Here is a 23108-nt window from a genome sequence, read left to right as displayed (position 1 = left end):
TTTACCTTTCGCGGCGCCGAAAAGCCCCGTGTGGGTTATTCGCCGGGCGCGATCCCCGGCAGATCGGTCCGCAGCTGCGACGCCGTCGACACGACCAGCATCAGCAACGTCCCGAGCGCCGCCGCGTCCAGGCCCGCCGCCGGGAACGCGTACCGCAGAGTCACGTCGAGCCCGCCGTCCGAATGCCCGACGCCGAGCGTGCCGAAGAGCCCTTGGCCCGCCCGCTCGGCGACCGCGACCGACAGGTCCGGGCGGTCCGGCAGGTCCCAGCCGACCACGCAGGTCAGCGACAGGACGGTGAGGCCCTCGCCGAGCCGGGTCGCCTGGATCACGCAGGGGACGTCGCCGTGGGAGAACGTCAGCGCGCCGTCGTCGTCGACGCGCACCTCGAGGTACCGCTCGAGCGCGTCCTTCGCCTGCGTCAGCAGTTCCGCGGTCTCCGCCGCCTCGGTCGCGCTCACGACGAAGCCGCCTGGTCGACCGCGCCGCCGAAGCGGCGGTCCCGCTTCGCGAACTCCAGGCAGGCGCGCCACAGGTGCGTCCGGTCGAAGTCAGGGAACAGCGTGTCCTGGTAGACCATCTCGGCATAGGCCGACTGCCACAGCAGGAAGTTCGACGTCCGCTGCTCGCCCGAGGGCCGCAGGAACAGGTCCACGTCGGGCATGTCCGGCTGGTACAGGTACTTGCCGATGGTCTTCTCGGTGACCTTGTCCGGGTTCAGCTTGCCGTCGGCGACGTCCCGGGCGATCCGCTGCATCGCGTCACCCAGCTCCGCGCGGCCGCCGTAGTTGACGCACATCGTCATGTTCAGCGCCGTGTTGTGCTTGGTCTTCTCCTCGGCCGCCTGCAGCTCCTTGATCACCGACGCCCACAGCTTCGGCCGCCGCCCGGCCCACCGGATGCGCACGCCGATCGAGCCGAGGTAGTCGACCTGGCGGCGGATGGTGTCGCGGTTGAAGCCCATCAGGAACCGCACCTCTTCGGGGCTGCGCTTCCAGTTTTCGGTCGAAAACGCGTACACCGAGAGCCACTTGACGCCGAGCTCGACGGCCCCGCTGGCGACGTCGATCATCACCGCTTCACCGCGCTTGTGGCCTTCGATCCGCGGCAGGCCGCGCTGGTTGGCCCAGCGGCCGTTGCCGTCCATGACCAGCGCGACGTGCTTCGGGACCAGCTCGCGCGGGATTTCCGGCGGCTTCGCGCCGGACGGGTGCGGATCCGGGGCCCGCAGCTCGTACCGCGACGCCTTGCTCTCGCGTCCCCTGCGCAGCACTGCGAGCCTCCCTGGATGGGTGAAACCGGTCAGCCCGACCCTACTGCCCTTACAGTGCCTGTCCCTCGGGGGTCCGCCCGCCGCGGGGCGAAGCCGCGGATGTCACCGCCGACTCCCGGGCGCGTCGCTCGACCAGGGGAAGGGACCGGAGCTGACGCTCCAGATGCCACTGCAGGTGGGCCGCGACCAGGCCGCTCGCGTCGCGGCGGGTGCCGGGCAGGGTCGACTCGGCCATCGTCCACTCGCCGTGCAGCAGGGCCGTGAGCAGGTCCAGGACCTCGGGCGCGGGGTGCACGGACCCCGGGACGCGGCAGTCCGGGCACATCGAGCCGCCGGCGGGGACGCTGAACGCGACGTGCGGGCCGGGCAGGCCGCAGCGGGCGCACTCGGTGAGCGCGGGCGCCCAGCCTTCGTAGGACATCGCGCGGAGGAAGAAGGCGTCGAGCACGAGCGACGGGTCGCGTTCACCGGCCGCGAGCGACCGCAGCGCGCCGCAGACGAGGAGGTAGAGCTTGAGCACCGGCTCGCCCTCTTCGGCCGAGAGCCGGTCCGCGGTCTCGGCGATCGCGCTGGCCGCGGTGTAGCGCTGGTAGTCGGCGACCAGCGGCAGCTGGAACGCGTCGACGGTCTCGACCTGGGTGATGACGTCGAGCGTGCGGCCGGTGTAGAACTGCACGTCGACGTGGCCGAACGGCTCCAGCCGGGCCCCGAACCGCGACGAGGTGCGCCGCACGCCCTTCGCGACGGCGCGGACCTTGCCGTGCCGCCGGGTCAGCAGGGTGACGATCCGGTCGGCCTCACCCAGCTTGTGCGTGCGCAACACCACCCCGGTGTCGCGGTAGAGGTTCACCACCCCGACATCGTCCCACTTCGGGGTGATGCCGGGGTGGAGCGCCCCGCGGAAAAAGCCGGTGTCAGCAGTAGTAGCCGTAGCAGGTGCTGACGGCCACCGCCGAGACGATGATCGCGATGATCGCCACGACGCAGCCGATGCTGCCCAGGATGGTGGAGATCAGGCAGAGCGTCTTGGTGGTGCGCGACGCCTGCTCCGCCATCATGTAGTTGCCCTGCATCTTGTACGTGCCGACCTCGTTCGACTTCATGATCGCGAAGATGCCGAGGATCAGGCCGCCCAGGAAGAGCGAGGCGATCGCCCAGCCCTTGTAGTCCTTGATGGCGTTGATGTCGCCGCCGCCGGGCATGCCGTAGCCGGGCGCGCCGAAGCCGCCGGACGGCGGCTGGCCGTACGGCGCGGGCTGGCCGTAGGGCGCGGGCATCCCGCCCGACGGCGTGCCGTAACCGGGCTGCTGCTGCGGGAACCCGCCGGACTGAGGCTGCTGGCCGTAGGGCGGCTGCTGCTGGCCGTAGGGATTGGTCATGAACTGGTACCCCAACTATTCGTGAACGTCCGCCGGGTCACCCCGGCGGTGGTGTGAAAAAGGCGTGCCTCAGTGGTGCGGCGGCTGGTCGGTCGGCGGCTGGCCGAACTGGCCCGGTTGGATCTTCTGGGTCTCCCCGGCGTCGCCCTGGCCTTCCGGACGCAGCATCTGCGTCCGCTCGGCCTGCTCGTCGAACGCGGATCCGCCGCCCCCGGCGGAGTCCGGGCGGAGCATCTGGGTGCGCTCGACCTCGTCGAAGGCGGACCCGCCCGGCGGCGGGGCGAGCGGCCGGCCCGGCGGCTGATCGAAGCCGCCCGGCTGGGGCGTCTGCGGGAAACCACCGGAAGCCGGTTGCTGCTGCGGGAAACCACCCGGCGTGGGCTGGCCGAAGCCACCCGGCTGCGGCGGCTGCGGCGCGAACCCGCCGGACGGCGGCTGGCCGAACTGACCGGGCTGACCGGGCTGCTGCCCCGCGGGCGGGTAACCGCCGGCGAAGGGCTGGGCGCCGGGCTGGCCGTAGCCGCCGGCCGGGTCGGCGTTGACGACGACGGTACCGATGATCTTGTCGGCGAGGGTCTGGGACTTGTCGTCCCACAACGGCCAGAGCCAGCCGACGTAGCAGATGACGCCGTCGACGAAGTGGGCGAGGTCGCGCACGAACGCCATGCCGGCGCCGATCGGCTGCCCGGTCGCCTCGCTGACGAGCTTGATCTTCGCGACGCGCTTGCCGAGGGACTGGCCGGTGTTGCCCTGCTGGATCCAGCGGTTGAAGATCGCCCAGCCGATCCACGCGAGCGTGCCGAGGATGACGACGATCTGCAGGATCCCGACCTTCCCGGTCAGCGCAACGGCGCCGAAGACCAGGTACAGCAGGGCGAGCGGGCCCATGTCGATGAGCCAGCCCAGGGCGCGCTGGCCCCAGTTCGCGTAGTTTTGCGGTGCGCCGAAGGGGGTACCCGGCTGGCCGAACGGCGCCGGTTGGCCGAAGGGCGCGGGCTGCCCGTACGGCGGCGGCGCCTGACCGGGCTGCGGTTGTCCGAACGGTTGCTGGCCGCCGGGCTGCTGCTGCCCGAAGGACGGCTGACCGTAGGGATCGGTCATTGGGTCTCCCCCTCGCTGGTCACTCCACCACGCACTCCGCGCGGGACCGCGCCGGCAATACGGCACTGGTCCGCGGGAGCGTACTCGGTTCACCTGCGGCCGCGCTGCCCAGGCATCCACTGTCCGGGTGAACGGTACGAGTCTCCGACGCGCAGCGTGGCGAAGCGGTTCCCGTCCGTCCGATTCAGACGTGCAGGCTGGTGAACGGGGCGAACGGCAGGTTGCGGAGCACGAACCAGACGGCGAACACGACACCGGCGGTCAGCGGGGTCCAGCGCCAGTGCAGCCAGCTGTTCACCCAGCGGCCGCGCAGCCGCCCGACGGTCCAGGCGATCGTGCTCCAGACGAAGAGGAGGACGAAGACGAGCGACACGGCGTTGTAGTGCAGGGCCGCGGGAAGGTCGCCGTGCATCAGGCTGTAGGCCATCCGCATGCCGCCGCAGCCGGGGCAGTCGATGCCGAACAGCGCCTTGGTCGGGCAGATCGGGAGCCAGCCGCCGGGCGTGGTGGGGTCGCCGATCCAGACGGCCACGCAGCACGCGCCGAGCCCGCCGACGACGGCCATCGGGGCGCCGAGGGCGCGCAGCTTCGCTTTGGCGCCGCGGGCCGGGTATCCCGTGTAGACGGTCGTCATGGCACCAGCGTCCAGGCGGAGACGCCGACGAAGGCGATCAGGGCGAAAACGACCGCCAGGTAGAGCCCGATCAGCACGGAGAAGGAGATCGCCGACCACATCGCCCACTTGCGGGCTTCGTCGGCGGCCCGGTGCGCTTCGACGTGGAAGCCCTGGAACCACAGGGAGTTGACCTGGCTCGCCTTCACGATGGAGACGATACCCAACGGCATGCAGCACATCACCGTCGACAGGATCGCCCAGACCATGTTGTTGTCCGGCGGCGGTCCGTAGTGGGGTCCCCAGCCGTAGGGCGGGTACTGCTGGTACACCGGGATCGCCTCCTGCCGCCGAGCCTGCGTCAGTTCGACGCGGTGTCGTCGGTCAGCGTTCCGAAGAGCAGCACGACGGTCACGATCGCCGCGACCCACAGGACGGCGCCGGCGACGGCGGCGACGATCGCCCACCGCCGCGCGTCGCGGGCCGCTTCGTGCGCGGCCTCCGGATCGCCCTGCGCCCACAGCTTTTCGACCTTGGCGGCCTGGTAGATCGAGAGCGCGCCGAACGGGAGGCAGCACAGGATCGCGCTGACGATCCCCCAGACCAGGTTGCTCGCGGGCGGGGGCCCGGGGTTGTAGTCGGCCGGCGGCCGCGGCTGCCCGGCCACGTCAGAACCCGAGCCGGCGCAGCTGGCGGGGGTCGCGCTGCCATTCCTTGGCGACCTTGATGTGCAGGTCGAGGTAGACCTTCGAGCCGAGCAGCGCCTCGATGTTCTTGCGGGCGGCGGCGCCGACCTCGCGCAGCCGCTCGCCCTTGTGCCCGAGGATGATGCCCTTCTGGCTGGGCCGCTCCACGTAGAGGAACGCGTGCACGTCGATGAGGTCGTCGCGGCCTTCGCGGGGCAGCATCTCCTCGACGGTGACGGCGATCGAGTGCGGCAGCTCGTCGCGGACGCCTTCCAGCGCCGCCTCGCGGATCAGCTCGGCGACCAGCGTCTGCTCCGGTTCGTCGGTGAGCTCGCCGCCCGGGTAGAGCTGCGGGCCCTCGGGGAGCTTGCCGACGAGCAGGTCCGCGAGCGCGCCGACCTGGAACCCGTCCACGGCCGACACCGGGATCAGCTCGGCGAACTCCATCACCTCCTGCAGCGCGAGCAGCTGCTCGGCGACCTGCTGGGGCTGGACGAGGTCGGTCTTGGTGACGATCCCGATGACGGGCGTGCGCTTGGCGATCTTCTGCAGCTCGGCGGCGATGAACTTGTCGCCGGGCCCGATCTTCTCGTTCGCCGGCACGCAGAAGCCGACGACGTCCACTTCGGACCAGGTGGTGTGCACGATGTCGTTGAGCCGCTCGCCGAGCAGGGTGCGCGGGCGGTGCAGGCCGGGCGTGTCGATGAGGACGAGCTGGGCGTCCTCGCGGTGCACGATGCCGCGGATCGCGTGGCGCGTGGTCTGCGGCTTGCTGGAGGTGATCGCGACCTTGGTGCCGACGAGGGCGTTGGTGAGCGTCGACTTGCCGGCGTTGGGGCGGCCGACGAAGCACGCGAAGCCGGAGCGGTGTTCCGTCATCGCTCGAGCACCTCGAGAACCGTGCCGTCCGGGGCGGCGAGGATGATCGGGGCGTACCTCGCGATGTCGCGGACCGCTTGCACGGAAGCGCCCTTGAGCAGGCCTTCTTCGCTGACGACGGCAGCGGCTTCGATGCCTTCGGCGCCGCTGGAGAGCGCGGCGGCGACCGCGGCCTGGAGCGCGGTGAGCTTGAACGACGGCTGGTCGACCGTGCCCGCGGCGTAGGTGCGGCCGTCGGTGTCGCGGACCGCGGCGCCTTCGGGGGCCTGGATGCGGGCGCGCGAGGACCGGGCGAGGACGACCAGCTTCTGGTCCTCCGCCTCGAGGTCAGGCATGTTCGACGCTCCTGTCGCGTTCGTCGGGGTGGGGCAGGCGCGTGCGGCGCCGGGTCGTGCGGTCGGCCGGGTCGGTCATCGCCTCGGCGTCGGCCGGGTGGACGACCACGGTGGTGATCCGCATGCGGCCGCGCCGGTCCTTGCCTCCTTCGGCGAACAGCCGAAGGCCGGCGACCTCGGCTTCGGCCCCCGGCAGCGGGACCCTACCCAGTCGTTCCGCGAGCAGCCCGCCCACGGTCTCCACGTCGTGGTCTTCGAGGTCGATGCCGAAGAGCTCGCCCAGGTCGTCGACGCTCATCCGGGACGACACGCGGACGGCGCCGTCGGCCAGTTCCTCGACCTCGGGGCGCTCGTCGGCGTCGGACTCGTCGGTGATCTCGCCGACGATCTCCTCGATGACGTCTTCGATGGTGAGCAGGCCGGCGGTGCCGCCGTACTCGTCGACGGCGATCGCCATGTGGTTGTGCGAGCGCTGCATCTCCTTGAGCAGCTCGTCGAGCCGTTTCGAGTCGGGGACGAAGGAGGCCTCGTTCATCAGCGTGCTGACGATGGTGCTCGCGCCGTCCGGGTCCATGTACCCGGCCATGAGGTCCTTGATGTTGACGACGCCGACGATGTCGTCGACGGACTCGTCGATCACCGGGAGCCGGGTGAAGCCGGTGCGCAGCGCCAGCGCGAGGGCCTGGCGGACCGTCTTCGTGCGCTCGATCCAGACGATCTCGGTGCGCGGCACCATGACCTCGCGGGCGACGGTGTCGCCGAGCTCGAACACCGAGTGGATCATCTCGCGCTCGGAGTCCTCGACGACGCCGCGTTCCTGGGCGATGTCGACCAGCTCGCGCAGCTCGACTTCGGAGGTGAACGGGCCTTCGCGGAAGCCCTGGCCGGGGGTGATGGCGTTACCGATGAGGATGAGCAGCCGGGACAGCGGACCGAGGACCGAGCCGAGGACGCGGACCGGCCCGGCGACGTAGCGGCCGATGCGGTACGGGTGCTGGCGGCCGAGGGTGCGGGGGCCGACGCCGATGAGGACGTAGCTGACGACGACCATCACGACGGCGGCGACGAGCACTGCCACGCCGAGCGGCGCCAGGCGGGTGCCCACGAACACCGTGACGAGGACGGTGGCCGTGAGTTCGCAGCCAAGGCGCAGCAGGAGCAGCAGGTTGATGTGCCGGCGGCGTTCGGCGACGACGGCGGAGAGCTGGCGGGCGCCGGGCAGCCCGAGCCGGGCGAGGCCGTCGGCCCGGGCTTGCGAGACGGTGCTGATGGCGGCGTCGGCCGCGGCGAACACGCCCGCGAGGAGCACGAGCGCGATCGCGAAGAGGAGCTGGACCATGGCTGACGCCTAGGGCGTTTCCCCGGCGGCTGGTTCGGCCGTGGCGTCGAGCCCGGCGATGCCGAGGACGCGGTCGTCGGTGTTGCGCTGGGCGTTCTGCTTCTCCAGCGCGGCGACGGCGTCCTGGTACTCGCCGAGGATCCGCTTCTGGAGGGCGAACATCTCGCGTTCCTCGGCGGGTTCGGCGTGGTCGTAGCCGAGGAGGTGGAGGCAGCCGTGCACGGTGAGCAGGTGCAGCTCGTCGATCAGGGCGTGGCCCGCGGTCTTGGCCTGGTCCTTGGCGAACGCCGGGCAGAGCACGATGTCGCCGAGCAGCGCCGGGGACGCGTCGGGCGCGTCGGGGCGGCGGCTCGAGTCGAGCTCGTCCATCGGGAAGGCCATGACGTCGGTGGGGCCGGGGAGGTCCATCCAGCGTTCGTGGAGGTCTTCCATGACGTCGAGGGTGACCAGCAGGATGGACAGCTCGGCGAGCGGGCTGACCTCCATCTTGTCGAGGGCGTAGCGGGCGGCCGAGACGATGGAGGTCTCCTCGACGTCGACGCCGGACTCGTTGGCGATCTCGATGCTCACCGCCGGGTGCCCTTCCAGCCGTTGCCCTGCTGTTCCTGCGCGTCCTGCACGGCCTGCCACTTCTCGTAGGCGTCGACGATGTTCGCGACGAGCCGGTGCCGGACGACGTCCTGGCTGGTCAGTTCGGCGAAGTGGAGGTCTTCGACGCCGTGGAGGATGTCGCGGACGACGCGGAGGCCGCTGCGCTGGCCGCTGGGCAGGTCGACCTGGGTGACGTCGCCGGTGACGACGATCTTGGAGCCGAAGCCGAGCCGGGTGAGGAACATCTTCATCTGCTCGGGCGTGGTGTTCTGGGCCTCGTCGAGGATGATGAAGGCGTCGTTGAGCGTCCGGCCGCGCATGTAGGCCAGCGGCGCGATCTCGATCGTGCCGGCCTGCATGAGCCGCGGAATCGACTCGGGCTCGACCATGTCGTGCAGCGCGTCGTAGAGCGGCCGCAGGTACGGGTCGATCTTTTCGTTCAGGGTGCCGGGCAGGTAGCCGAGGCGCTCGCCGGCTTCGACGGCGGGGCGGGTCAGCACGATGCGGGTGACCTGCTTGGCCTGGAGGGCCTGGACGGCCTTCGCCATGGCGAGGTAGGTCTTGCCGGTGCCGGCGGGGCCGATGCCGAAGACGACGGTGTGCTTGTCGATGGCGTCGACGTAGCGCTTCTGGTTGAGCGTCTTGGGCCGGATGGTCTTGCCGCGACGGGAGACGATGTTGAGGCTGAGGACCTCGGCGGGCGACGCGTCCCCGGTGGAGAGCATGCCGATGGTGCGGCGCACGGTGTCGGGGCCGACCTGCTGGCCCCCGCCGGCGAGCTGCACGAGCTCGGCGAAGACGCGTTCGGCGAAGGCGACGTCGGCGGGGGTGCCGGTCAGGGTGACCTCGTTGCCGCGGACGTGCACGTCCGCGGCCAGGAGTTCCTCGGCGACCCGGAGGTTTTCGTCGCGCGAGCCGAGCAGGCTGAGGGCGGCGGCATCTGGGATGGGGAACCGGGACTGCGCAGCCTGAACGGAGGCATCCTCGGTCTTGGCGACGTCCCCGGGGACATCGGGTCGGGCGGCACCACCCGGTACGGTTCCGGCCACGTGGCCTCAGGCCTGCTTTCTCGGTGAGGGAGAACGGACCCCACCGATGCTACTGGCACCCACCGACAAGACGCAGGCCGGTTTCCCTAGTCCTCCTGAGGAGCCCCGAAGAGGCCGAGGGGCTCACCCCCGAGAACGTGGGCATGAACGTGGAAGACGGTCTGCCCGGCATCGGAGTCGGTGTTGAAGACCACGCGATACCCGGACTCGAGAATACCCTCGAGCTCGGCAACCTTCCGGCAGGTGGCCACCACCCGGCTCAGCAGCTCAGGATCCCCGGCGGCCAGCTCGCCCAGGTTCCGATACCGGGTCTTGGGCACGACAAGGACGTGAACCTTCGCCTGAGGCCGAATATCCCGGAAGGCAAAGGTGGAGTCATCCTGGTAGACGACATCAGCAGGAATCTCCCCGGCAATGATCCGCTCGAAGAGGGTCTCGTCCTCACTCATGGAGAGAGACCCTACCGACGACGCAAGCCGCGGCACCCAACAGACACCGCACGAAAGCCGCGGGGGGTCCGGGGGCTCGCCCCCGGCTGGGGGTCTGGGGGGTTTGCCCCCCAGAGAACACAACGAACGCGAAGCGGCCCACGACCGAAGCGAAGCGAGGGAGGGGGCCGCGGAGCGGTAGACCCTGGGGGTCGATCTACCGCGTCCGCGGCGGCCGCCGGACCGAGGGGGGAGGTGCCCGGCGGAGTCTGTGCTTCCCAGTGGCGCGCCAGTCCAAACCGGTCCGTGACAGTGCTAGACGATCCGGAACGGTGTGTGGTGCGTTAGTAAACGAGAGTAACGGGTCGGAGTGTGATCGCGCCATAACTCGGCGCAAAATCAGGCTTCTTTTTTCCGGTGATCTTTTCACCGCCACCGGGTGGTCAGGGCGCCCAGCGCGCCGAGGGCCACCGCGGCCGCGGTGGACGTGCGCAGCACCGTCGTGCCCAGCCGGACGGGCCGGGCGCCCGCTTCGCGCAGGGTGTGGAGCTCGTCGTCGGTGATGCCGCCCTCGGGGCCGACGACGAGGAGGACGTCGCCGGTGTCGGGGAGGTCGAGGTCGGTGAGGCGGTCGGGGACGTCGGATTCGAGCACGATGGCCAGGGACATCGTGGCCACGAGCCCGGCGAGCTCGCGCGTGCTGACGGCCTCGGTGACGTCGGGGACGTGGGCGCGGCGGGCCTGTTTGGCGGCGGACCGAGCCGTGGCGCGCCAGCGGCCGAGGGCCTTGTCGCCGCGGGCACCGTCCTCCCACTTGGCGACGCTGCGGGCCGCGCGCCAGGGGACGATCGCGTCGACGCCGGCCTCGGTGGCCAGCTCGACCGCCAGCTCGCCGCGGTCACCCTTCGCGAGGGCCTGGGCGACGACGACACGCAAGGCGGGCGGGTCCTCGGTCCAGCTTTCCTCGACCGCCAGCGTGAGCGCGGCGTCCCGGCCGGGCTGGACGGCTTCGACGACGCAGCGGGCCATCGCGCCCGCGCCGTCGGAGAGCACGAGCCGCTCCCCCGCGCGCAGGCGGCGGACGGTGGCCGCGTGCCGGGCTTCCTCGCCGTCGAGCACCGTGCGCCCGGAAGCGGGCACGGACGACGCGAGGAAGACCGGCAGGGTGGTGTCGGGCACGGTCAGCGGTGGTTCTTGGCGCGCAGCTTGGAGAACAGGCCGCCGTGCTTGCCGTTCGACGACAGCGTCGGGGCTTCTTCGCCGCGCTGCTGGGCCAGTTCGACGAGCAGCTCGCGCTGGGCGTCGTCGAGCTTGGTCGGCACCTGGACGTCGATGTGGACGTGCAGGTCGCCGCGGCCGTCGACGCGCCCGGAGGACCGCAGCCGCGGCATGCCCTTGCCGGTGAGGACGAGCTCGGCGTTGGGCTGGGTGCCGGGTTCGATGTCGAGCTCGTAGTCGCCGTCGACCAGCGTCGCGATGGGCACCGTGGCGCCGAGGGCGGCGGTGGTCATCGGGATGCGGAAGTTGCAGTGCAGGTCGTGGCCCTGCCGGACGAAGACCTCGTGCGGGGTCTCGTCGATCTCGACGTAGAGGTCGCCCGCCGGGCCGCCGCCGGGGCCGACCTCGCCCTGGCCGGACAGCCGGATGCGCATGCCGTCGCCGACGCCCGGCGGGATCTTCGCGGTGACGTTGCGGCGGGCGCGGATGCGGCCGTCGCCGCCGCACTGGCGGCAGGGGTCGGGGATGACCTCGCCGAAGCCGCGGCAGACCGGGCACGGGCGGGCGGTGACGACCTGGCCGAGGAACGACCGCTGGACGGACTGGACCTCGCCGGCGCCGCCGCACGTGTCGCACGTCTTGACCGAGGTGCCCTCGCTGGTGCCGGCGCCGCGGCAGAGGTCGCAGACGATCGCCGTGTCGACGGCGATCTCCTTGTCCACCCCGGTGGCGCACTCCTCGAGCGACAGGCCGAGCCGGATCAGCGCGTCGGAGCCGGGCTGGACGCGGCTGCGGGGTCCACGCCCGCGCCCACCGCCTCCGCCGGCCGCGCCGAAGAAGGCGTCCATGATGTCGCCGAGACCGCCGAAGCCGGCGAAGGGGTCGCCGCCGCCCCCGCCGCGCGCGCCGTTGTCCATCGGGTCGCCGCCGAGGTCGACGATCTTGCGCTTCTGCGGGTCCGACAGCACCTCGTAGGCCGTGGTGACCTCGCCGAACTTGTGCTGGGCGTCTTCCGACGGGTTGACGTCGGGGTGCAGCTCCCTGGCCAGCTTCCGGTACGCGCGCTTGATCTCCTGATCGCTCGCGTTCTTCGCCACCCCGAGGATGCCGTAGTAGTCCCTCGCCACCGTCTTCGCTTCTCCTTCTGCTCTGCCCGGCTCAGCGGCCGTGCAGGATCTGCCCCACGTAGTTGGCGACCGCGCGCACCGCGGCGATCGTGCCGGGGTAGTCCATCCGGGTCGGGCCGACCACCCCCATGCCGCCGAGCACCACGTCGTCGCGGCCGTAGCCGATCGAGACGACCGAGGTGCTGCGCATCTGCTCGTCTTCATTTTCCTCACCGATGCGCACCGTGATCGCACCGGGGTTGCGCGCGGCGGCCAGCAGCTTGAGCACGACCACCTGCTCCTCGAGGGCTTCGAGGACCTGGCGCAGCGAGCCCGGGAAGTCGGCGACGTTGCGCGTGAGGTTCGCGGTCCCGCCGAGGACCAGGCGTTCTTCGGGGTGCTCGGCCAGCGACTCGACCAGCACGGTCGTGACGCGGATCAGCGCGTCCCGCAGCTCGCCCGGCGCCTGGTCGGGCAGCTCGGCCACGCGCGCGGCGGCGTCGTTGAGCCGCCGTCCGGACATGGCCGTGTTGAGCACGGTCCGCAGCCGGGCGACGTCCTCTTCGGTCACGACATCGCCGAGGTCGACCGTGCGCTGGTCGACGCGGCCGTTGTCGGTGATCAGCACCAGCATCAGCCGCGCCGGGGTGAGCGGCACCACTTCGAGGTGGCGCACCTTGGCGTTGGTCAGCATCGGGTACTGGACGACGGCGACCTGCCGGGTCAGCTGCGCGAGCAGCCGGACCGAGCGCTTGAGGACGTCGTCGAGGTCGGTGCCGCTGTCGAGGAAGGTGGTGATGGCCTTGCGTTCGGCGGTGCTCAGGGGCTTGATCTCCGAGAGCCGGTCGACGAAGAGGCGGTAGCCCTTGTCGGTCGGCACGCGGCCGGCGCTGGTGTGCGGCTGGGTGATGTAGCCCTCTTCCTCGAGGGTGGCCATGTCGTTGCGCACGGTGGCGCTGGACACGCCGAGGTTGTGCCGTTCGACGATCGCCTTGGACCCGACGGGCTCCTGGTTGGACACGTAGTCGGCGACGATGGCGCGCAGCACTTCGAAGCGGCGCTCATCCGCGTTGGCCACCGGTTCCTCACCTACCTCGCTCGCTGCTCACCCCGAGTTTACGGAAGCCTGAGCCGGTCGTGCTCAACCCGGGGCGGTCCGGCGCGATGCCACTCGAGCCGGCCGGCACCCGGCGGCGCCGCTCCGAACGACGTGAATGACTCATTCATGTCGCCTGGCGACATGAATGAGTCATTCACGTCAGCCGCGAGCCCCGGGCCGGTCGCGACGCCGGGTAAAGGACGGGCAAACAAATTCCCATGCGCTGTTCTCGAAATGAATTCCCGGCTTGAGCCGGGAACCGAAAAGCGGTTTGCTGCCTCTGATCCGCATGCCCTTCCCCGACTTCCGAGGTCGCCGTGAACCGAATTGAACCCGCTTCGGCCGGAATGCCCGAAATCGTCCGCCGCGCGGCCGAGGCGAAGGCGCGGCTCGAGCGCGTCTCGGCGTCCGCCACGAGTGCCGACGGGGCCGTCACGGTCACCGTCAACACCAGCGGTGCGCTGCAGGAACTCACCTTCGGCCCGCGCGCGGACGAGCTGCCGCGCGCCCGGCTCGCCCAGGCCGTCCTGGCGACCGCCAAACGCGCCCAGCTCGACGCCGCCCGGCAGCTGACCGCCGTCATGGCGCCGGTCATCGGCGCCGACAGCGACGCGATGGAATTCCTCCGGGAACAGATTCCCGAACCCGAACTCGCGGCCGAAGAACAGCGCCGGGAACCACGCCGGAATCCGCCCGCCGACGACGACTTCGGCGGCCCGATCCTGCGCCGGGGGCTCTGATGGCGATGAAGGTCGACTTCGACGTCCTCGGCGGCCACGAGGACGAGATCCGGGAGATAGCCGGCAAGGTGCAGCAGGCCGCCGACGCCGCCGGCAGCGCGCAGGCGCTCGACTTCGACGCGTTCGGGCTGGTCGGGCAGGTGTTCGCCCTGCCGATCCAGGCCTGGGTGGACACCGCCGACAGCTTCCTGAGCGCGGCCGTCGAGGCCGGCCACGACGTCGCGGACCGCGTCAAGACCGCGCACACGGCGTTCCGAGAGCACGAACAGACGACGAAGTGCCTGATCGAGGGCATCGGCAAGGAGCTGCCCGCATGACCGAGAACTCGCTGGTCGCGACGGCCGAGTCGCCGGGCGGCTTCTGGAGCGGCATGGGCGACGGCTCGAAAGGTGAGCTGGACAACCTCAACGCCCAGACCGGCGGCGCCGGCATCTTCAGCGACGCCGCGTCGACGCTCACCGACGCCCGCACCGGCGACTGGGGCAACCTCGCCATGGACGTCGGCACGGACGCCCTCGACCTGCTCGGCGCGGCGATGGACCCGCTCGGCACCCTCGCCAGTGCCGGGGTCGGCTGGCTGATCGAGCACATCAGCTTCCTCAAGGATGGCCTCGACAAGCTCGCCGGCAAGCCCGAGGCGGTCACCGCCAAGGCCGTGACCTGGACGAACATCTCCAAGCAGCTGACCGAGACGGCCGAGAGCTACGAGCGGCAGGCGAAGAAGGTCCAGCAGTCCTTCAGCGACTGCGGCTCGGCCGAGGCCTACCAACGGACGGCGGAGAGCTACGTGAGCGTCCTGCGCGGCGCGGCGTCGCACGCCGGGGACGCGTCGACCGCGATGAACGTCGGCGCCGCGCTGGTCGGCACCGAGCGCGGGCTGATCCGCGACATGATCTCGTCGTTCGTGGGCGAGCTGATCGTCAAGGCCGTGGCCGCGCTGGCGGCGTCCTGGTGCACCTTCGGCGGCACGGTCGCGGCGTTCATCGCGGACACGGTCGTCGAGGGCGGGGTGCTCGCGGAGAAGATCAGCACGCGCATCGCGAAGGTCGTCGAGAAGCTGGAGAGCCTGGCGAAGGGCGCGGGCAAGTCGAAGGCGGCGCTCGAGGGCGCGGCGAACGCGCTGAAGAAGGTGGGTAAGGGCGTCGACAAGATCGTGGACAAGAGCGTCGACACGGCCGCGGGCATCGAGCGGAAGGCCAACGAGCTGAAGCAGGCGGGCCGGGAGGCGAAGTCGGCGGAGGAGACGGCGAAGGGCTGGAGCGACGCCGCCAAGGAACACGTCCCGGGCCGCGAGAGGCTGGAAGGACCGGGCAAGTACTCGGAGGAGGGCCGCAGCGTGCTGAACCAGCACAAGGTCCTCGACCCGAACGAGAAGGTGCACTGGAACACCGCCGACTCCGTCGGCGTGGCGACCGAAGGCCGCCGCCAGGAAAACGAGCAGTACGACCGGTACCACGAGGCGACGGAGGCCTACGAGGAGGAACACCCCGAAGGCGAAAGCGAGTGAGCGACCGGCCCGAGGTGGAGCCGGCCAACCGCACCGGCCGGCTCCACCCGTCGCAGCGCGGCAAGCTGCTCGACCTGAACTTCTGGTTCGCCGCGGTGGCGGGACTCGCCGCGCTCGTGGCCACCGTGGGCATCGCGACCGTGGCGGAAACCGCAGGCGAAGTGCTGGGCACGGTCGTCCCGCTCCTGGCGATCACCGGCTGGTTCGCGTACGTCTGCTGGCGCCGGCTCGCCGACGCGTTCGACGGCCGGCTGACCGCGGTCACGGGCTGGACGCACGACTTCGACAGCGCACGCCTCACCGACGAGTACCCGATCGGCCTGCACCGCAGCCCGGAGGGGTTCAAGAGCCTCGAGTCGTTCAGTCTCCGGGCCGCCGGCCGGACCTACCCCCTGGAGCGCGAGCTTCGAGAGCGGATCCGGCCGGACCGGGTCAACACCGTCCTGATCGCGCCGCGGTCCAAGCTGCTGATCAACGTCCTCCCGGCTTAGAGCGCTTTGCTCAGAGCGTCGAACTCGGCGTCGGTCAGCTCGATGTCCGCGGCGGCGACGTTGTCCTCCAGGTGCGCGACCGACGAGGTCCCCGGGATCGGCAGCACGACGGGCGAACGCTTGAGCAGCCACGCGAGCGCGAGCTGCGACGGTGAGGCGTCGTGCTCCTTCGCGAGCGCGGTCAGGGGGCTGTCCGGCCCGGCCAGCGCGCCCGTGGCCAGCGGGAACCACGGGATGAACGCGATGCCGTGCTCGGTGGCGTGCTCCAGCAGCGGCTCGGCGTCGCGCTTGGCCAGGTTGAACAGGTTCTGCACCGACACGATCTCCGCGGTCTTCTGCGCTTCGACGAGGTCGTCCACGTCGACCTCGGACAGGCCGATGTGCCGGATCTTGCCCTCGTCCTGCAGCTTCTTCAGCTCACCGACCTGCTCGGCCACGGGCACCTTCGGGTCGATGCGGTGCAGCTGGAGGAGGTCGATCCGGTCGAGGCCGAGGTGACGCAGGCTCAGCTCCACCTGCTGGCGCAGGTACTCGGGCCGGCCGACCGCGATCCACTGGTTCGGCCCCTGCCGGGTGAAGCCGGCCTTGGTCGCGATGACCAGGTCGTCGGCGTACGGGTGCAGCGCCTTCTTGATGAGCAGGTCGGCGACGAACGGGCCGTAGGCGTCGGCCGTGTCGATCAGGTTGACACCCAGCTCCACCGCGCGCCGCAGCACGCGCACGGCCTCCTCGGGGTCCTTGGGATCACCCCACACCCCCGGCCCGGTGAGCTGCATGGCACCGTACCCGAGCCGGGTGACCGGGAGGTCGCCGCCGATGGTGAAAGTGCCGGAGTTCTTCGCGCTCATTGGTCTTCCTAACGTCGTCCGAGGGTCCCCAGGTGCCAACCCGGCGGACCCGCGGACGATTCCCCGGCTCAGGAGTTGCGCGGGAAGCCGAGGTTCACGCCCGCGTGCGACCGGTCCGGCCACCGCGACGTCACGACCTTCGTCCGCGTGAAGAAGTGGAACCCCTCCGGCCCGTAAGCGTGGCTGTCCCCGAACAGCGAGTCCTTCCAGCCCCCGAACGAGTAGTACCCGACCGGCACGGGGATCGGGACGTTCACCCCGACCATCCCGACCTCGACCTCGTTCTGGAACCGCCGCGCCGAGGAGCCGTCGCCGGTGAAGATCGCGACCCCGTTGCCGTACGGGTTCGCGTTGATCAGCTCCAGCGCGTCGTCGTACGACGCCGTCCGCGCGACCGACAGCACCGGGCCGAAGATCTCGTCGGTGTAGATCGACATGTCCGTGCGGACGTGGTCGAACAGCGTCGGGCCGAGCCAGAACCCCTCCGAGGAACCGGAAACCTCGATCCCGCGGCCGTCCACCACCAGCGAAGCACCCTCGGAAACCCCTGCGTCCACATAGGATGCCACCCGCGCGTGGTGCGCCTTCGTGACCAGCGGCCCCATTTCCGAAGCAGGATCGCGGCCGTCGCCGACGCGCAACCGGGACATCCGCTCGGTGATCTTTGCGACGAGGTCGTCGCCGATCGGGTCGACCGCGACGACCACCGACACCGCCATGCAGCGCTCCCCCGCCGAGCCGAACCCGGCCGACACCGCGGCGTCGGCGGCCAGGTCGAGGTCCGCGTCCGGCAATACGACCATGTGGTTCTTCGCGCCGCCGAGCGCCTGGACGCGCTTGCCGTGCCGGGTGCCGGTTTCATAGACGTAGCGCGCGATCGGCGTCGACCCGACGAACGAGATCGCCTTGACGTCGGAGTGCGAGAGCAGGCCGTCCACCGCCACCTTGTCGCCGTGCAGGACGTTGAGCGCGCCCGCGGGCAGCCCGGCCTCGGCGAGCAGCTCGGCGATGAACACCGCGGCCGACGGGTCCTTCTCGCTCGGCTTGAGCACGACGGTGTTCCCGCAGGCCAGCGCGTTCGGGACGAACCACAGTGGCACCATGGCCGGGAAGTTGAACGGCGAGATCACGCCGACCACGCCGAGCGGCTGCGCGATCGAGTAGACGTCGACGCCGGTGGACGCGTTCTCGCTGAACCCGCCCTTGAGCAGTTGCGCCGCGCCGCAGGCGTACTCGACGTTCTCGATCGCCCGCGCGACCTCGCCCGCCGCGTCGGACTCGACCTTGCCGTGCTCGCTGGTGACGATCTTCGCCAGCTCGTGCTTGCGCGCCGCCAGCAGCTCACGGAAGGCGAACAGCACCCGCGTCCGGCCGGCCAGTGACGTCCCGCGCCAGCCCGGCAGCGCCGCCTTGGCCGCGGCGACGGCGGCTTCGACCTCGGCGTCGCCCGCGAAGTCGACGTGCGCCCGGACCTGCCCGGTCGCGGGGTCGAACACCTCGCCCGAGCGCTCGGCGGTCCCGGTGAACGGCTTGCCGTCGATCCAGTGGCTGATGCGGTCGGTCACGGCGCGCGCTCCTTCGCTCGGGGACATCTCCTGCGAGTCTCCGGGCGGGCGCCACGCCAACGCCATCGACAACGTGTACGGACTCACCGTCCCGGCCGTACAGTCTGTCCCTGCCGATCAGACCGCGAGGAGCCATGTACCCGACCGTCGCCGAGGTGCTCGCGCTGCCGGTGCTGCGCCAGGGCCGTCCGCACGTCGTCGCCGGCACGGCCGGGCTCGACGCCCCGGTCCGCTGGGCGCACGTCGCCGAGGTCGCCGACATCGCGCACCTGCTGCGCGGCGGCGAGCTGGTCCTGACGACCGGGGTCGCGCTGCCCGACGACGGCCCGGCCCTCGCCCGCTACGTCGCCGACCTGGCCGGGGTCGGCGCCGCCGGCCTGGTGATCGAGCTGGTCCGGCACTGGAGCGACAAGCTGCCCGCCGCGCTCGTCGACGCGGCCGAGAAGCACGGCCTGCCGCTGGTGACGCTCTCGCGCGAGACGCGGTACGTCAGCGTCACCGAAGCGGTCAACGGCCAGATCGTCGACGCCCAGGTCGCCGAGCTGCGCGCCGCCGAGCGCGTCCACGAGACCTTCACCGCGCTGACGGTCGCGGGCGCCGAACCCGGCGTCGTCCTGGGCGAGGTCGCGCGGCTGACCGAGCAGCCGGTCGTGCTGGAGACGCTGTCGCACGAGGTCCTCGCCTACGACGCGGCCGGCACCGACCCGGCCGAGCTGCTCACCGGCTGGCCGTCGCGGTCGCGGGTGGTGCAGCTCGGCGAGCGGACCGGGTACCACGCGGGTTCGGGCTGGCTGGTGACCGTCGTCGGCGCGCGCGGGCACGACTGGGGGCGGCTCGTCGTCGTCTGCGCCGACCAGCCGCCGCACCGCCACCGGGTGGTCGCCGAGCGGGCCGCGTCCGCGCTGGCCGTGCACCGGCTGGTCGCCAAGGATTCCGACGGCTTGGAGCGCCAGGCCCACCGCGCGGTGCTCAACGAGCTGCTCGCGTCGCCGGCGCCGTCGGCGGAGCTGCTGGCCCGGGCGTCGGCGCTGGCCGTGCCCCTGGCCGGGCGGCAGCTGGTCGGGCTGGCGGTCCGGCCCCGGCTGACCGGTAACCGGCCCGCGCTGTCCACGCCGCCGGTGCTGCGCGAACTGGCCGAAGCGACGGTGCTGGCGGCGCGCCGCGCGAAGGTGTCGGCGCTGGTGGCGACCGACGAGCTGGGCGTACGGGCGTTGATCGCGCTGTCGCCGGAAGCGAATGCCGACACCGTGCTGCACCGGCTCGCGACCGACGTCCACGAGGCCCGCGGCAGCGCGCCGGGGGTGCTCGCGGTCGGCACGACGGTGCTTTCGCCGGCCGAGGCGGGCCGGACGTTGCTGGAAGCCGGCCAGGTCGCGGCGGCCGCGTTGGGCGCCGGGACGGACCGGGTGCTGCACCGGCTGTCGGACGTGCGGTTGCGCGGCTTGTTGCACCTCCTGGCGGGCGACGAGCGCGTGACGGCGTTCGCCCACCGAGAACTGGGCCCGCTGCTGCAGCGCGACGCGGCGACGGGCAGCCGGCTGGTGCAGGCGTTGCGGCACTACTGCGAGCAGGGCGGCAACAAGTCGGCGGCGGCCGCGGCGGCGCACACCTCCCGGACGGCGTACTACCAGCAGCTGGCCCGCATCGAGCAGGTCCTCGGCGTCCGGCTGGAGGACCCGGAGTCGATGCTCTCGCTCTACGTCGCGCTGTTGGCCGGGGACATCACCCGGTCGAGCGAGGAAGACTCACCCGGACGTGGAGCACAGTGATCGGCCCCGGGCTGCCGATGGAACCGATATGGCCCTACTCCCCTTCGCAGCCTGCTTGATGAGCTTGAGCTGCCTCGCGCCCGCGCAGCCGCCGGCGTCGACGCTGCAGCTCACCACCCACGACACGGCCAACCGGATCGCTTCGGTGGTCCTGACGTGCGACCCCGCGGGCGGCACGCACCCCAAGCACGACAAGGCATGCGCGGTACTGACCGGCGCGGGCGGCGACTTCTCGCGGATCCAGGCGCGCCACCAGATGTGCACGCTGATCTACGCCCCGGTGGACGTGACGGCGGTCGGCACGTGGCACGGCAAGCCGGTGTCGTTCCGGACGACGTACGCGAACCGGTGCGAGGCGGACCGCGATTCGGACGATGTCTTCGCGTTCTGACGCTGTTCCGCTACAGGAAACGGTTGGTCGCCCGACCGGGCACGGCCTGCGCGTGGGCAGGCTGTGCCCATGTCACCGCCATTCGCCACGCCCCGGGCCCGGGCTTTGGGCTTCGGCATGAAAAAGGCTCGGCTGGCGCGAAAGCTCGGGGTCCGAGAACTCGCCCGGCTCACTTCGCTCTCCCCGCAGGAGATCTCGAACTGGGAACGCGGGAAACGCGTACCCAAGATCGAAGAGGTCGCGACGATCCTCGCCGTGCTCCGCGTCGAACCGGCCGAGCGTGCGCGGTTGTTCGACCTGGCCCGCAACGCCGACGAACTCAACTGGCTCGCCCCGGCGACCTTCACCGAGTACGAGCGGACCGCAGCCGCCATGTTCGAGTGGGCGCCGGGCCTGATTCCCGGACTGCTGCAGACCCCGGCGTACATGAGAGCCATCTTCGCGGCCACCGCGCGCCCGAAGACCGAGGTCGAGCAAAACGTCATCAGCAGGCTCGCCCGTCGCGAACTGCTGACCGGCCGGAACGCCTTGCCGTACCGGGTCTTGATCGGCGAGACCGCGCTGCGGCAGAACATCGGCGGCCGCGAGGTGATGAGCGAGCAGCTCGGGCACTTGCTCACGCCGCCCCACCACCGCAATGTGTCCGCTCGCATCGTTCCGGCCGGGTGCGGCTACCACCCCCGGGCTCTACAGCCCCTTCGTCATCTTCGACTTCGAAGATCTGCCGCCCATCGTCTTTCTGGAGCTGTACCGCGGCAGTGGCTACCTCTACCATCGCGATCACCTGGCCGGCTACCGCGCCGCAGCCGAGACCCTGTCCGCCCTGGCCTTGAGCGAGCCGGCTTCACAACAGCTCATCCAGGGGGTGATCACCGAACTGGAGGCTTGAGTGACCTGGCGAAAGTCCTCTTACAGCGGCGAAGATCCCGAAGGAAACTGTGTCGAGGTGCGGTTCGCCGGCCTGTCGCAGATCCGCGACAGCAAGGACCCGGCCGGCGGCACACTCTCCGTCACCACCCGATCGTGGGAGGCCTTCGTGACCCGGCTTGGCGCGCGGAAGCCGCCGGGCCGCCCCCACGACGGCCCGGTGGCTTCCGCGCATTGCTTTTAACCACGCACCGCGCGCGCCGGTGGTTCAGCAGGTGCCGAGCGTCACCTCGCGGGCGCTCGACCGGCTGAGGTTCCACGCCGGCCAGCCGTCCGGGGAATCCCCGGCGAGGACCTCGCGCAGCACGCACGTCCGCAGCGGCTCCGGCAGCCGGGCCGACACCACTGGGACCACGTCGGTCGAGAACCCCGCCAGGTACCGGTGGTCCAGGGGTTTGCCGGCGGCGGCGCGGTCGAGGTTGGCGTCGGCGATCAGCCGTTCGGGGTCGAGGACGGCGAGCACCAGCAGCGCGCCGGCCGCGGTGCCGATCGCCGCGCGGGGCAGCCACGCCGAACGCAGCTTGACCAGCGACGCGCACACCAGCACGAACACCGCGCCGAACCACAGTTCGCAGACCTCGACGAGCAGCCGCAGGACGGTGAACCCGTACGCCTCCTGGTACGTCCACATGCGACTCAACGCCGACCCCACGAGCACCAGGCTGAGCGCGCTCAGCGCCCCGAGCAGGACGCGCTGCCGGAGCCGGTCGGCCTTGGTGACGTTCGGCGCCCACCGCAGCGCCGCCGCGACGATGCCCAGGGTCAGCACGGTGACGGCGCACAGCTGCCAGAAGCCGCCGCGCGCGTACTCGGCGGACGTCAGGTTGCTCGTCCGCAGGACGTACTCGGTGCCCCCGAACAGGACGACCAGCCGGACGCCGACGAAAACGCTGAACAACACGACGAGAACGACGAGCGGAACTGTCCACTCCAGACCATATTTAGTCCGATGTGGACGTTCTCCGGGCGCGCGAGGCGCTGGTGCGGCGAGGAAGTAGCAGGCCCCGGCGACGAGCAGCGCGGCGACGGCGAAGACCCAACACCACCGCACGAGCACCTCGACGCTGAGATCCGGAACGACGGCGCTGACCACGGCGGCGAAGGCGGCATCGGCACTGGCGAGCAGCGGCACGAAGACGGCGACGAGCGCGGCCGCGGCGAGCACGGCGAGGGCGATACGGCGGGCGACGCCGTCGCGCCGGGCGGCGAAGCGTCCTACCCCGCGCCCGACCCACGGAACGGCTTTCAAGGCTTCGAGCGGGACGGCGAGCATGTCGTAGAAGACGGAATTGACGGTCCGCTTCCCGACGACGGCCAGCGACCCGGCAACGGCGGCGCCGAGCACGCAGAGGACGAACAGCCACCCGGACGCCCGCACGGCTCCCATCCCGAGCAGCGCGAGGGCAAGGAAGGCCCACCCGGCACTGCCCCGGGTGAAGGAGCCGGGCCCACCCCGCGACCGCCGATCGGCGACGAAGACGGCGGCGGTCACGGCCAGCCCGGCGAGCAGCCACCCGACCCCGGGCCGGTCGACGGGCAGCACGAGAGCCGCACCGATCCCGGCGAGGCCGGCAGCCGGAAGAACGGCGGGCGGCAACGGGACGACGGCGGATTTCGGCGGCGGAAGGGGCCGCAGGAGAACGGGCGGAGCAGCCACGGCAACCCCACCGGCGCGAGTCCCACCGGCAGCGACGCCCGAGACCGCCGGCGAGCCCCCGCCGCCACCCGCCGACTGCGCCCCACCCGCCACTGTCTGCCCGACTCGCGCCGCCCC

At 71.2% G+C, this 23108-nt stretch carries 28 protein-coding genes and 1 pseudogene; 9 read left to right on the top strand and 20 right to left on the bottom strand.

Annotated elements, in window-relative coordinates:
* Positions 1–35 precede the first annotated feature (35 nt).
* From ABFJ78_RS16360 to hrcA, 17 genes are all read right to left on the bottom strand, one after another.
* Positions 36–461, bottom strand: coding sequence for a YbjN domain-containing protein (locus ABFJ78_RS16360; RefSeq protein ID WP_436387192.1), 426 nt, complete (start codon positions 459–461; stop codon positions 36–38).
* Positions 458–1273 (bottom strand): isoprenyl transferase, encoded by an 816-nt coding sequence (locus ABFJ78_RS16355; protein ID WP_436387191.1) that lies wholly within the window; start codon positions 1271–1273, stop codon positions 458–460. Before ABFJ78_RS16355 ends, ABFJ78_RS16360 begins: the two co-directional genes overlap by 4 nt.
* Positions 1274–1322: 49 nt before the next feature.
* Positions 1323–2126: a DNA repair protein RecO gene (recO, locus tag ABFJ78_RS16350; RefSeq protein ID WP_436387190.1), complete on the bottom strand. Its 804-nt coding sequence runs from the start codon at positions 2124–2126 to the stop codon at positions 1323–1325.
* A 61-nt stretch (positions 2127–2187) separates the two neighbouring features.
* Positions 2188–2652, bottom strand: a complete 465-nt coding sequence (locus ABFJ78_RS16345) for a CD225/dispanin family protein (protein ID WP_436387189.1) — start codon at positions 2650–2652, stop codon at positions 2188–2190.
* A gap of 69 nt (positions 2653–2721) precedes the next feature.
* On the bottom strand, positions 2722–3753 hold the full coding sequence (locus tag ABFJ78_RS16340) for an RDD family protein (protein WP_436387188.1): 1032 nt from the start codon (positions 3751–3753) through the stop codon (positions 2722–2724).
* Between the two features lie 184 nt (positions 3754–3937).
* On the bottom strand, positions 3938–4387 hold the full coding sequence (locus tag ABFJ78_RS16335) for a DUF2752 domain-containing protein (protein ID WP_436387187.1): 450 nt from the start codon (positions 4385–4387) through the stop codon (positions 3938–3940).
* Entirely contained in the window at positions 4384–4698 is a 315-nt protein-coding gene (locus ABFJ78_RS16330; RefSeq protein WP_436387186.1) for a CD225/dispanin family protein, read from the bottom strand. Before ABFJ78_RS16330 ends, ABFJ78_RS16335 begins: the two co-directional genes overlap by 4 nt.
* Before the next feature lie 29 nt (positions 4699–4727).
* Positions 4728–5033, bottom strand: coding sequence for a CD225/dispanin family protein (locus tag ABFJ78_RS16325; protein ID WP_436387185.1), 306 nt, complete (start codon positions 5031–5033; stop codon positions 4728–4730).
* A 1-nt stretch (position 5034) separates the two neighbouring features.
* The gene (gene era, locus ABFJ78_RS16320) at positions 5035–5931 is read right to left on the bottom strand and encodes a GTPase Era (protein WP_436387184.1); all 897 of its coding nucleotides are present in this window, start codon (positions 5929–5931) and stop codon (positions 5035–5037) included.
* Entirely contained in the window at positions 5928–6266 is a 339-nt protein-coding gene (locus tag ABFJ78_RS16315) for a cytidine deaminase (RefSeq protein ID WP_436387183.1), read from the bottom strand. Before ABFJ78_RS16315 ends, era begins: the two co-directional genes overlap by 4 nt.
* Positions 6259–7605: a hemolysin family protein gene (locus ABFJ78_RS16310; RefSeq protein WP_436387182.1), complete on the bottom strand. Its 1347-nt coding sequence runs from the start codon at positions 7603–7605 to the stop codon at positions 6259–6261. The genes ABFJ78_RS16315 and ABFJ78_RS16310 overlap by 8 nt, the downstream gene beginning before the upstream one ends.
* Positions 7606–7614: 9 nt before the next feature.
* Positions 7615–8175 carry an rRNA maturation RNase YbeY gene (gene ybeY / locus ABFJ78_RS16305; RefSeq protein ID WP_436387181.1) on the bottom strand — a complete coding sequence of 187 codons (561 nt, stop codon included), beginning with the start codon at positions 8173–8175 and terminating at the stop codon, positions 7615–7617.
* Positions 8172–9245, bottom strand: a complete 1074-nt coding sequence (locus ABFJ78_RS16300) for a PhoH family protein (RefSeq protein ID WP_436387180.1) — start codon at positions 9243–9245, stop codon at positions 8172–8174. Before ABFJ78_RS16300 ends, ybeY begins: the two co-directional genes overlap by 4 nt.
* Positions 9246–9331: 86 nt before the next feature.
* Positions 9332–9694, bottom strand: coding sequence for a histidine triad nucleotide-binding protein (locus tag ABFJ78_RS16295; protein ID WP_436387179.1), 363 nt, complete (start codon positions 9692–9694; stop codon positions 9332–9334).
* Between the two features lie 405 nt (positions 9695–10099).
* A complete protein-coding gene (locus ABFJ78_RS16290) occupies positions 10100–10852 on the bottom strand; it encodes a 16S rRNA (uracil(1498)-N(3))-methyltransferase (RefSeq protein ID WP_436387178.1) in 753 nt (250 codons plus the stop codon).
* A gap of 2 nt (positions 10853–10854) precedes the next feature.
* Positions 10855–12018 carry a molecular chaperone DnaJ gene (gene dnaJ / locus ABFJ78_RS16285; protein ID WP_436387177.1) on the bottom strand — a complete coding sequence of 388 codons (1164 nt, stop codon included), beginning with the start codon at positions 12016–12018 and terminating at the stop codon, positions 10855–10857.
* 31 nt (positions 12019–12049) lie between these two features.
* Complete coding sequence (gene hrcA / locus ABFJ78_RS16280) at positions 12050–13075, bottom strand: heat-inducible transcriptional repressor HrcA (protein WP_372666713.1); 1026 nt, start codon at positions 13073–13075, stop codon at positions 12050–12052.
* Positions 13076–13443: 368 nt separating this feature from the next.
* Here hrcA and ABFJ78_RS16275 point away from each other — a divergent pair, with 368 nt between their 5' ends.
* The 4 genes from ABFJ78_RS16275 to ABFJ78_RS16260 are packed head-to-tail and all read left to right on the top strand — an operon-like array spanning position 13444 to position 15834.
* A complete protein-coding gene (locus ABFJ78_RS16275) occupies positions 13444–13836 on the top strand; it encodes a YbaB/EbfC family nucleoid-associated protein (RefSeq protein ID WP_436387176.1) in 393 nt (130 codons plus the stop codon).
* Positions 13836–14153, top strand: coding sequence for a type VII secretion target (locus ABFJ78_RS16270; RefSeq protein WP_436387175.1), 318 nt, complete (start codon positions 13836–13838; stop codon positions 14151–14153). Before ABFJ78_RS16275 ends, ABFJ78_RS16270 begins: the two co-directional genes overlap by 1 nt.
* Positions 14150–15343, top strand: coding sequence for a hypothetical protein (locus ABFJ78_RS16265; RefSeq protein WP_436387174.1), 1194 nt, complete (start codon positions 14150–14152; stop codon positions 15341–15343). Before ABFJ78_RS16270 ends, ABFJ78_RS16265 begins: the two co-directional genes overlap by 4 nt.
* Entirely contained in the window at positions 15340–15834 is a 495-nt protein-coding gene (locus tag ABFJ78_RS16260; protein WP_436387173.1) for a hypothetical protein, read from the top strand. The genes ABFJ78_RS16265 and ABFJ78_RS16260 overlap by 4 nt, the downstream gene beginning before the upstream one ends.
* Here ABFJ78_RS16260 and ABFJ78_RS16255 read toward each other — a convergent pair.
* Together ABFJ78_RS16255 and ABFJ78_RS16250 are read right to left on the bottom strand one after the other, a co-directional pair.
* Positions 15831–16682 (bottom strand): aldo/keto reductase, encoded by an 852-nt coding sequence (locus tag ABFJ78_RS16255; protein ID WP_436387172.1) that lies wholly within the window; start codon positions 16680–16682, stop codon positions 15831–15833. The genes ABFJ78_RS16260 and ABFJ78_RS16255 overlap by 4 nt on opposite strands.
* A 68-nt stretch (positions 16683–16750) precedes the next feature.
* A complete protein-coding gene (locus ABFJ78_RS16250; protein WP_436387171.1) occupies positions 16751–18247 on the bottom strand; it encodes a CoA-acylating methylmalonate-semialdehyde dehydrogenase in 1497 nt (498 codons plus the stop codon).
* 134 nt (positions 18248–18381) lie between these two features.
* Between ABFJ78_RS16250 and ABFJ78_RS16245 the strand changes: the two genes are divergently transcribed.
* From ABFJ78_RS16245 to ABFJ78_RS16225, 5 genes and pseudogenes are all read left to right on the top strand, one after another.
* Complete coding sequence (locus ABFJ78_RS16245; RefSeq protein ID WP_436387170.1) at positions 18382–20016, top strand: PucR family transcriptional regulator; 1635 nt, start codon at positions 18382–18384, stop codon at positions 20014–20016.
* A 58-nt stretch (positions 20017–20074) separates the two neighbouring features.
* The gene (locus ABFJ78_RS16240; RefSeq protein WP_436387169.1) at positions 20075–20407 is read left to right on the top strand and encodes an SSI family serine proteinase inhibitor; all 333 of its coding nucleotides are present in this window, start codon (positions 20075–20077) and stop codon (positions 20405–20407) included.
* Between the two features lie 69 nt (positions 20408–20476).
* Positions 20477–21067, top strand: a pseudogene (locus ABFJ78_RS16235) (helix-turn-helix domain-containing protein); the annotation flags it as partial.
* Positions 21045–21296, top strand: coding sequence for a Scr1 family TA system antitoxin-like transcriptional regulator (locus ABFJ78_RS16230; RefSeq protein ID WP_436387168.1), 252 nt, complete (start codon positions 21045–21047; stop codon positions 21294–21296). The pseudogene ABFJ78_RS16235 and the gene ABFJ78_RS16230, both read left to right, overlap by 23 nt.
* Positions 21297–21518, top strand: coding sequence for a DUF397 domain-containing protein (locus tag ABFJ78_RS16225; protein ID WP_436387167.1), 222 nt, complete (start codon positions 21297–21299; stop codon positions 21516–21518). It begins immediately after the preceding gene.
* 24 nt (positions 21519–21542) lie between these two features.
* On the opposite strand, the gene ABFJ78_RS16220 is transcribed toward ABFJ78_RS16225, so the two are convergent.
* Positions 21543–22991 (bottom strand): DUF4153 domain-containing protein, encoded by a 1449-nt coding sequence (locus tag ABFJ78_RS16220; protein WP_436387166.1) that lies wholly within the window; start codon positions 22989–22991, stop codon positions 21543–21545.
* Between the last annotated feature and the right edge of the window lie 117 nt (positions 22992–23108).

This window comes from Amycolatopsis sp. MEPSY49, from assembly GCF_051337345.1.
In the GTDB taxonomy this organism is placed as follows: domain Bacteria; phylum Actinomycetota; class Actinomycetes; order Mycobacteriales; family Pseudonocardiaceae; genus Amycolatopsis.
The sequence above is the reverse complement of the archived record's forward strand: the minus strand, read 5'-3'. Positions and strand labels throughout refer to the sequence as shown.

Excerpts from the sequence above, each read along its gene's own strand:
- ABFJ78_RS16275 (WP_436387176.1), top strand. The coding sequence starts at position 13,444 with ATGCCCGAAATCGTCCGCCGCGCGGCCGAGGCGAAGGCGCGGCTCGAG.
- ABFJ78_RS16340 (WP_436387188.1), bottom strand. The coding sequence starts at position 3,753 with ATGACCGATCCCTACGGTCAGCCGTCCTTCGGGCAGCAGCAGCCCGGC.
- ABFJ78_RS16295 (WP_436387179.1), bottom strand. The coding sequence starts at position 9,694 with ATGAGTGAGGACGAGACCCTCTTCGAGCGGATCATTGCCGGGGAGATT.
- ABFJ78_RS16245 (WP_436387170.1), top strand. The coding sequence starts at position 18,382 with ATGTACCCGACCGTCGCCGAGGTGCTCGCGCTGCCGGTGCTGCGCCAG.
- era (WP_436387184.1), bottom strand. The coding sequence starts at position 5,931 with ATGACGGAACACCGCTCCGGCTTCGCGTGCTTCGTCGGCCGCCCCAAC.
- ABFJ78_RS16240 (WP_436387169.1), top strand. The coding sequence starts at position 20,075 with ATGAGCTTGAGCTGCCTCGCGCCCGCGCAGCCGCCGGCGTCGACGCTG.
- ABFJ78_RS16345 (WP_436387189.1), bottom strand. The coding sequence starts at position 2,652 with ATGACCAATCCCTACGGCCAGCAGCAGCCGCCCTACGGCCAGCAGCCT.
- ABFJ78_RS16270 (WP_436387175.1), top strand. The coding sequence starts at position 13,836 with ATGGCGATGAAGGTCGACTTCGACGTCCTCGGCGGCCACGAGGACGAG.
- ABFJ78_RS16230 (WP_436387168.1), top strand. The coding sequence starts at position 21,045 with ATGTGTCCGCTCGCATCGTTCCGGCCGGGTGCGGCTACCACCCCCGGG.
- ABFJ78_RS16315 (WP_436387183.1), bottom strand. The coding sequence starts at position 6,266 with ATGCCTGACCTCGAGGCGGAGGACCAGAAGCTGGTCGTCCTCGCCCGG.
- ABFJ78_RS16335 (WP_436387187.1), bottom strand. The coding sequence starts at position 4,387 with ATGACGACCGTCTACACGGGATACCCGGCCCGCGGCGCCAAAGCGAAG.
- ABFJ78_RS16255 (WP_436387172.1), bottom strand. The coding sequence starts at position 16,682 with ATGAGCGCGAAGAACTCCGGCACTTTCACCATCGGCGGCGACCTCCCG.
- ABFJ78_RS16265 (WP_436387174.1), top strand. The coding sequence starts at position 14,150 with ATGACCGAGAACTCGCTGGTCGCGACGGCCGAGTCGCCGGGCGGCTTC.
- ABFJ78_RS16310 (WP_436387182.1), bottom strand. The coding sequence starts at position 7,605 with ATGGTCCAGCTCCTCTTCGCGATCGCGCTCGTGCTCCTCGCGGGCGTG.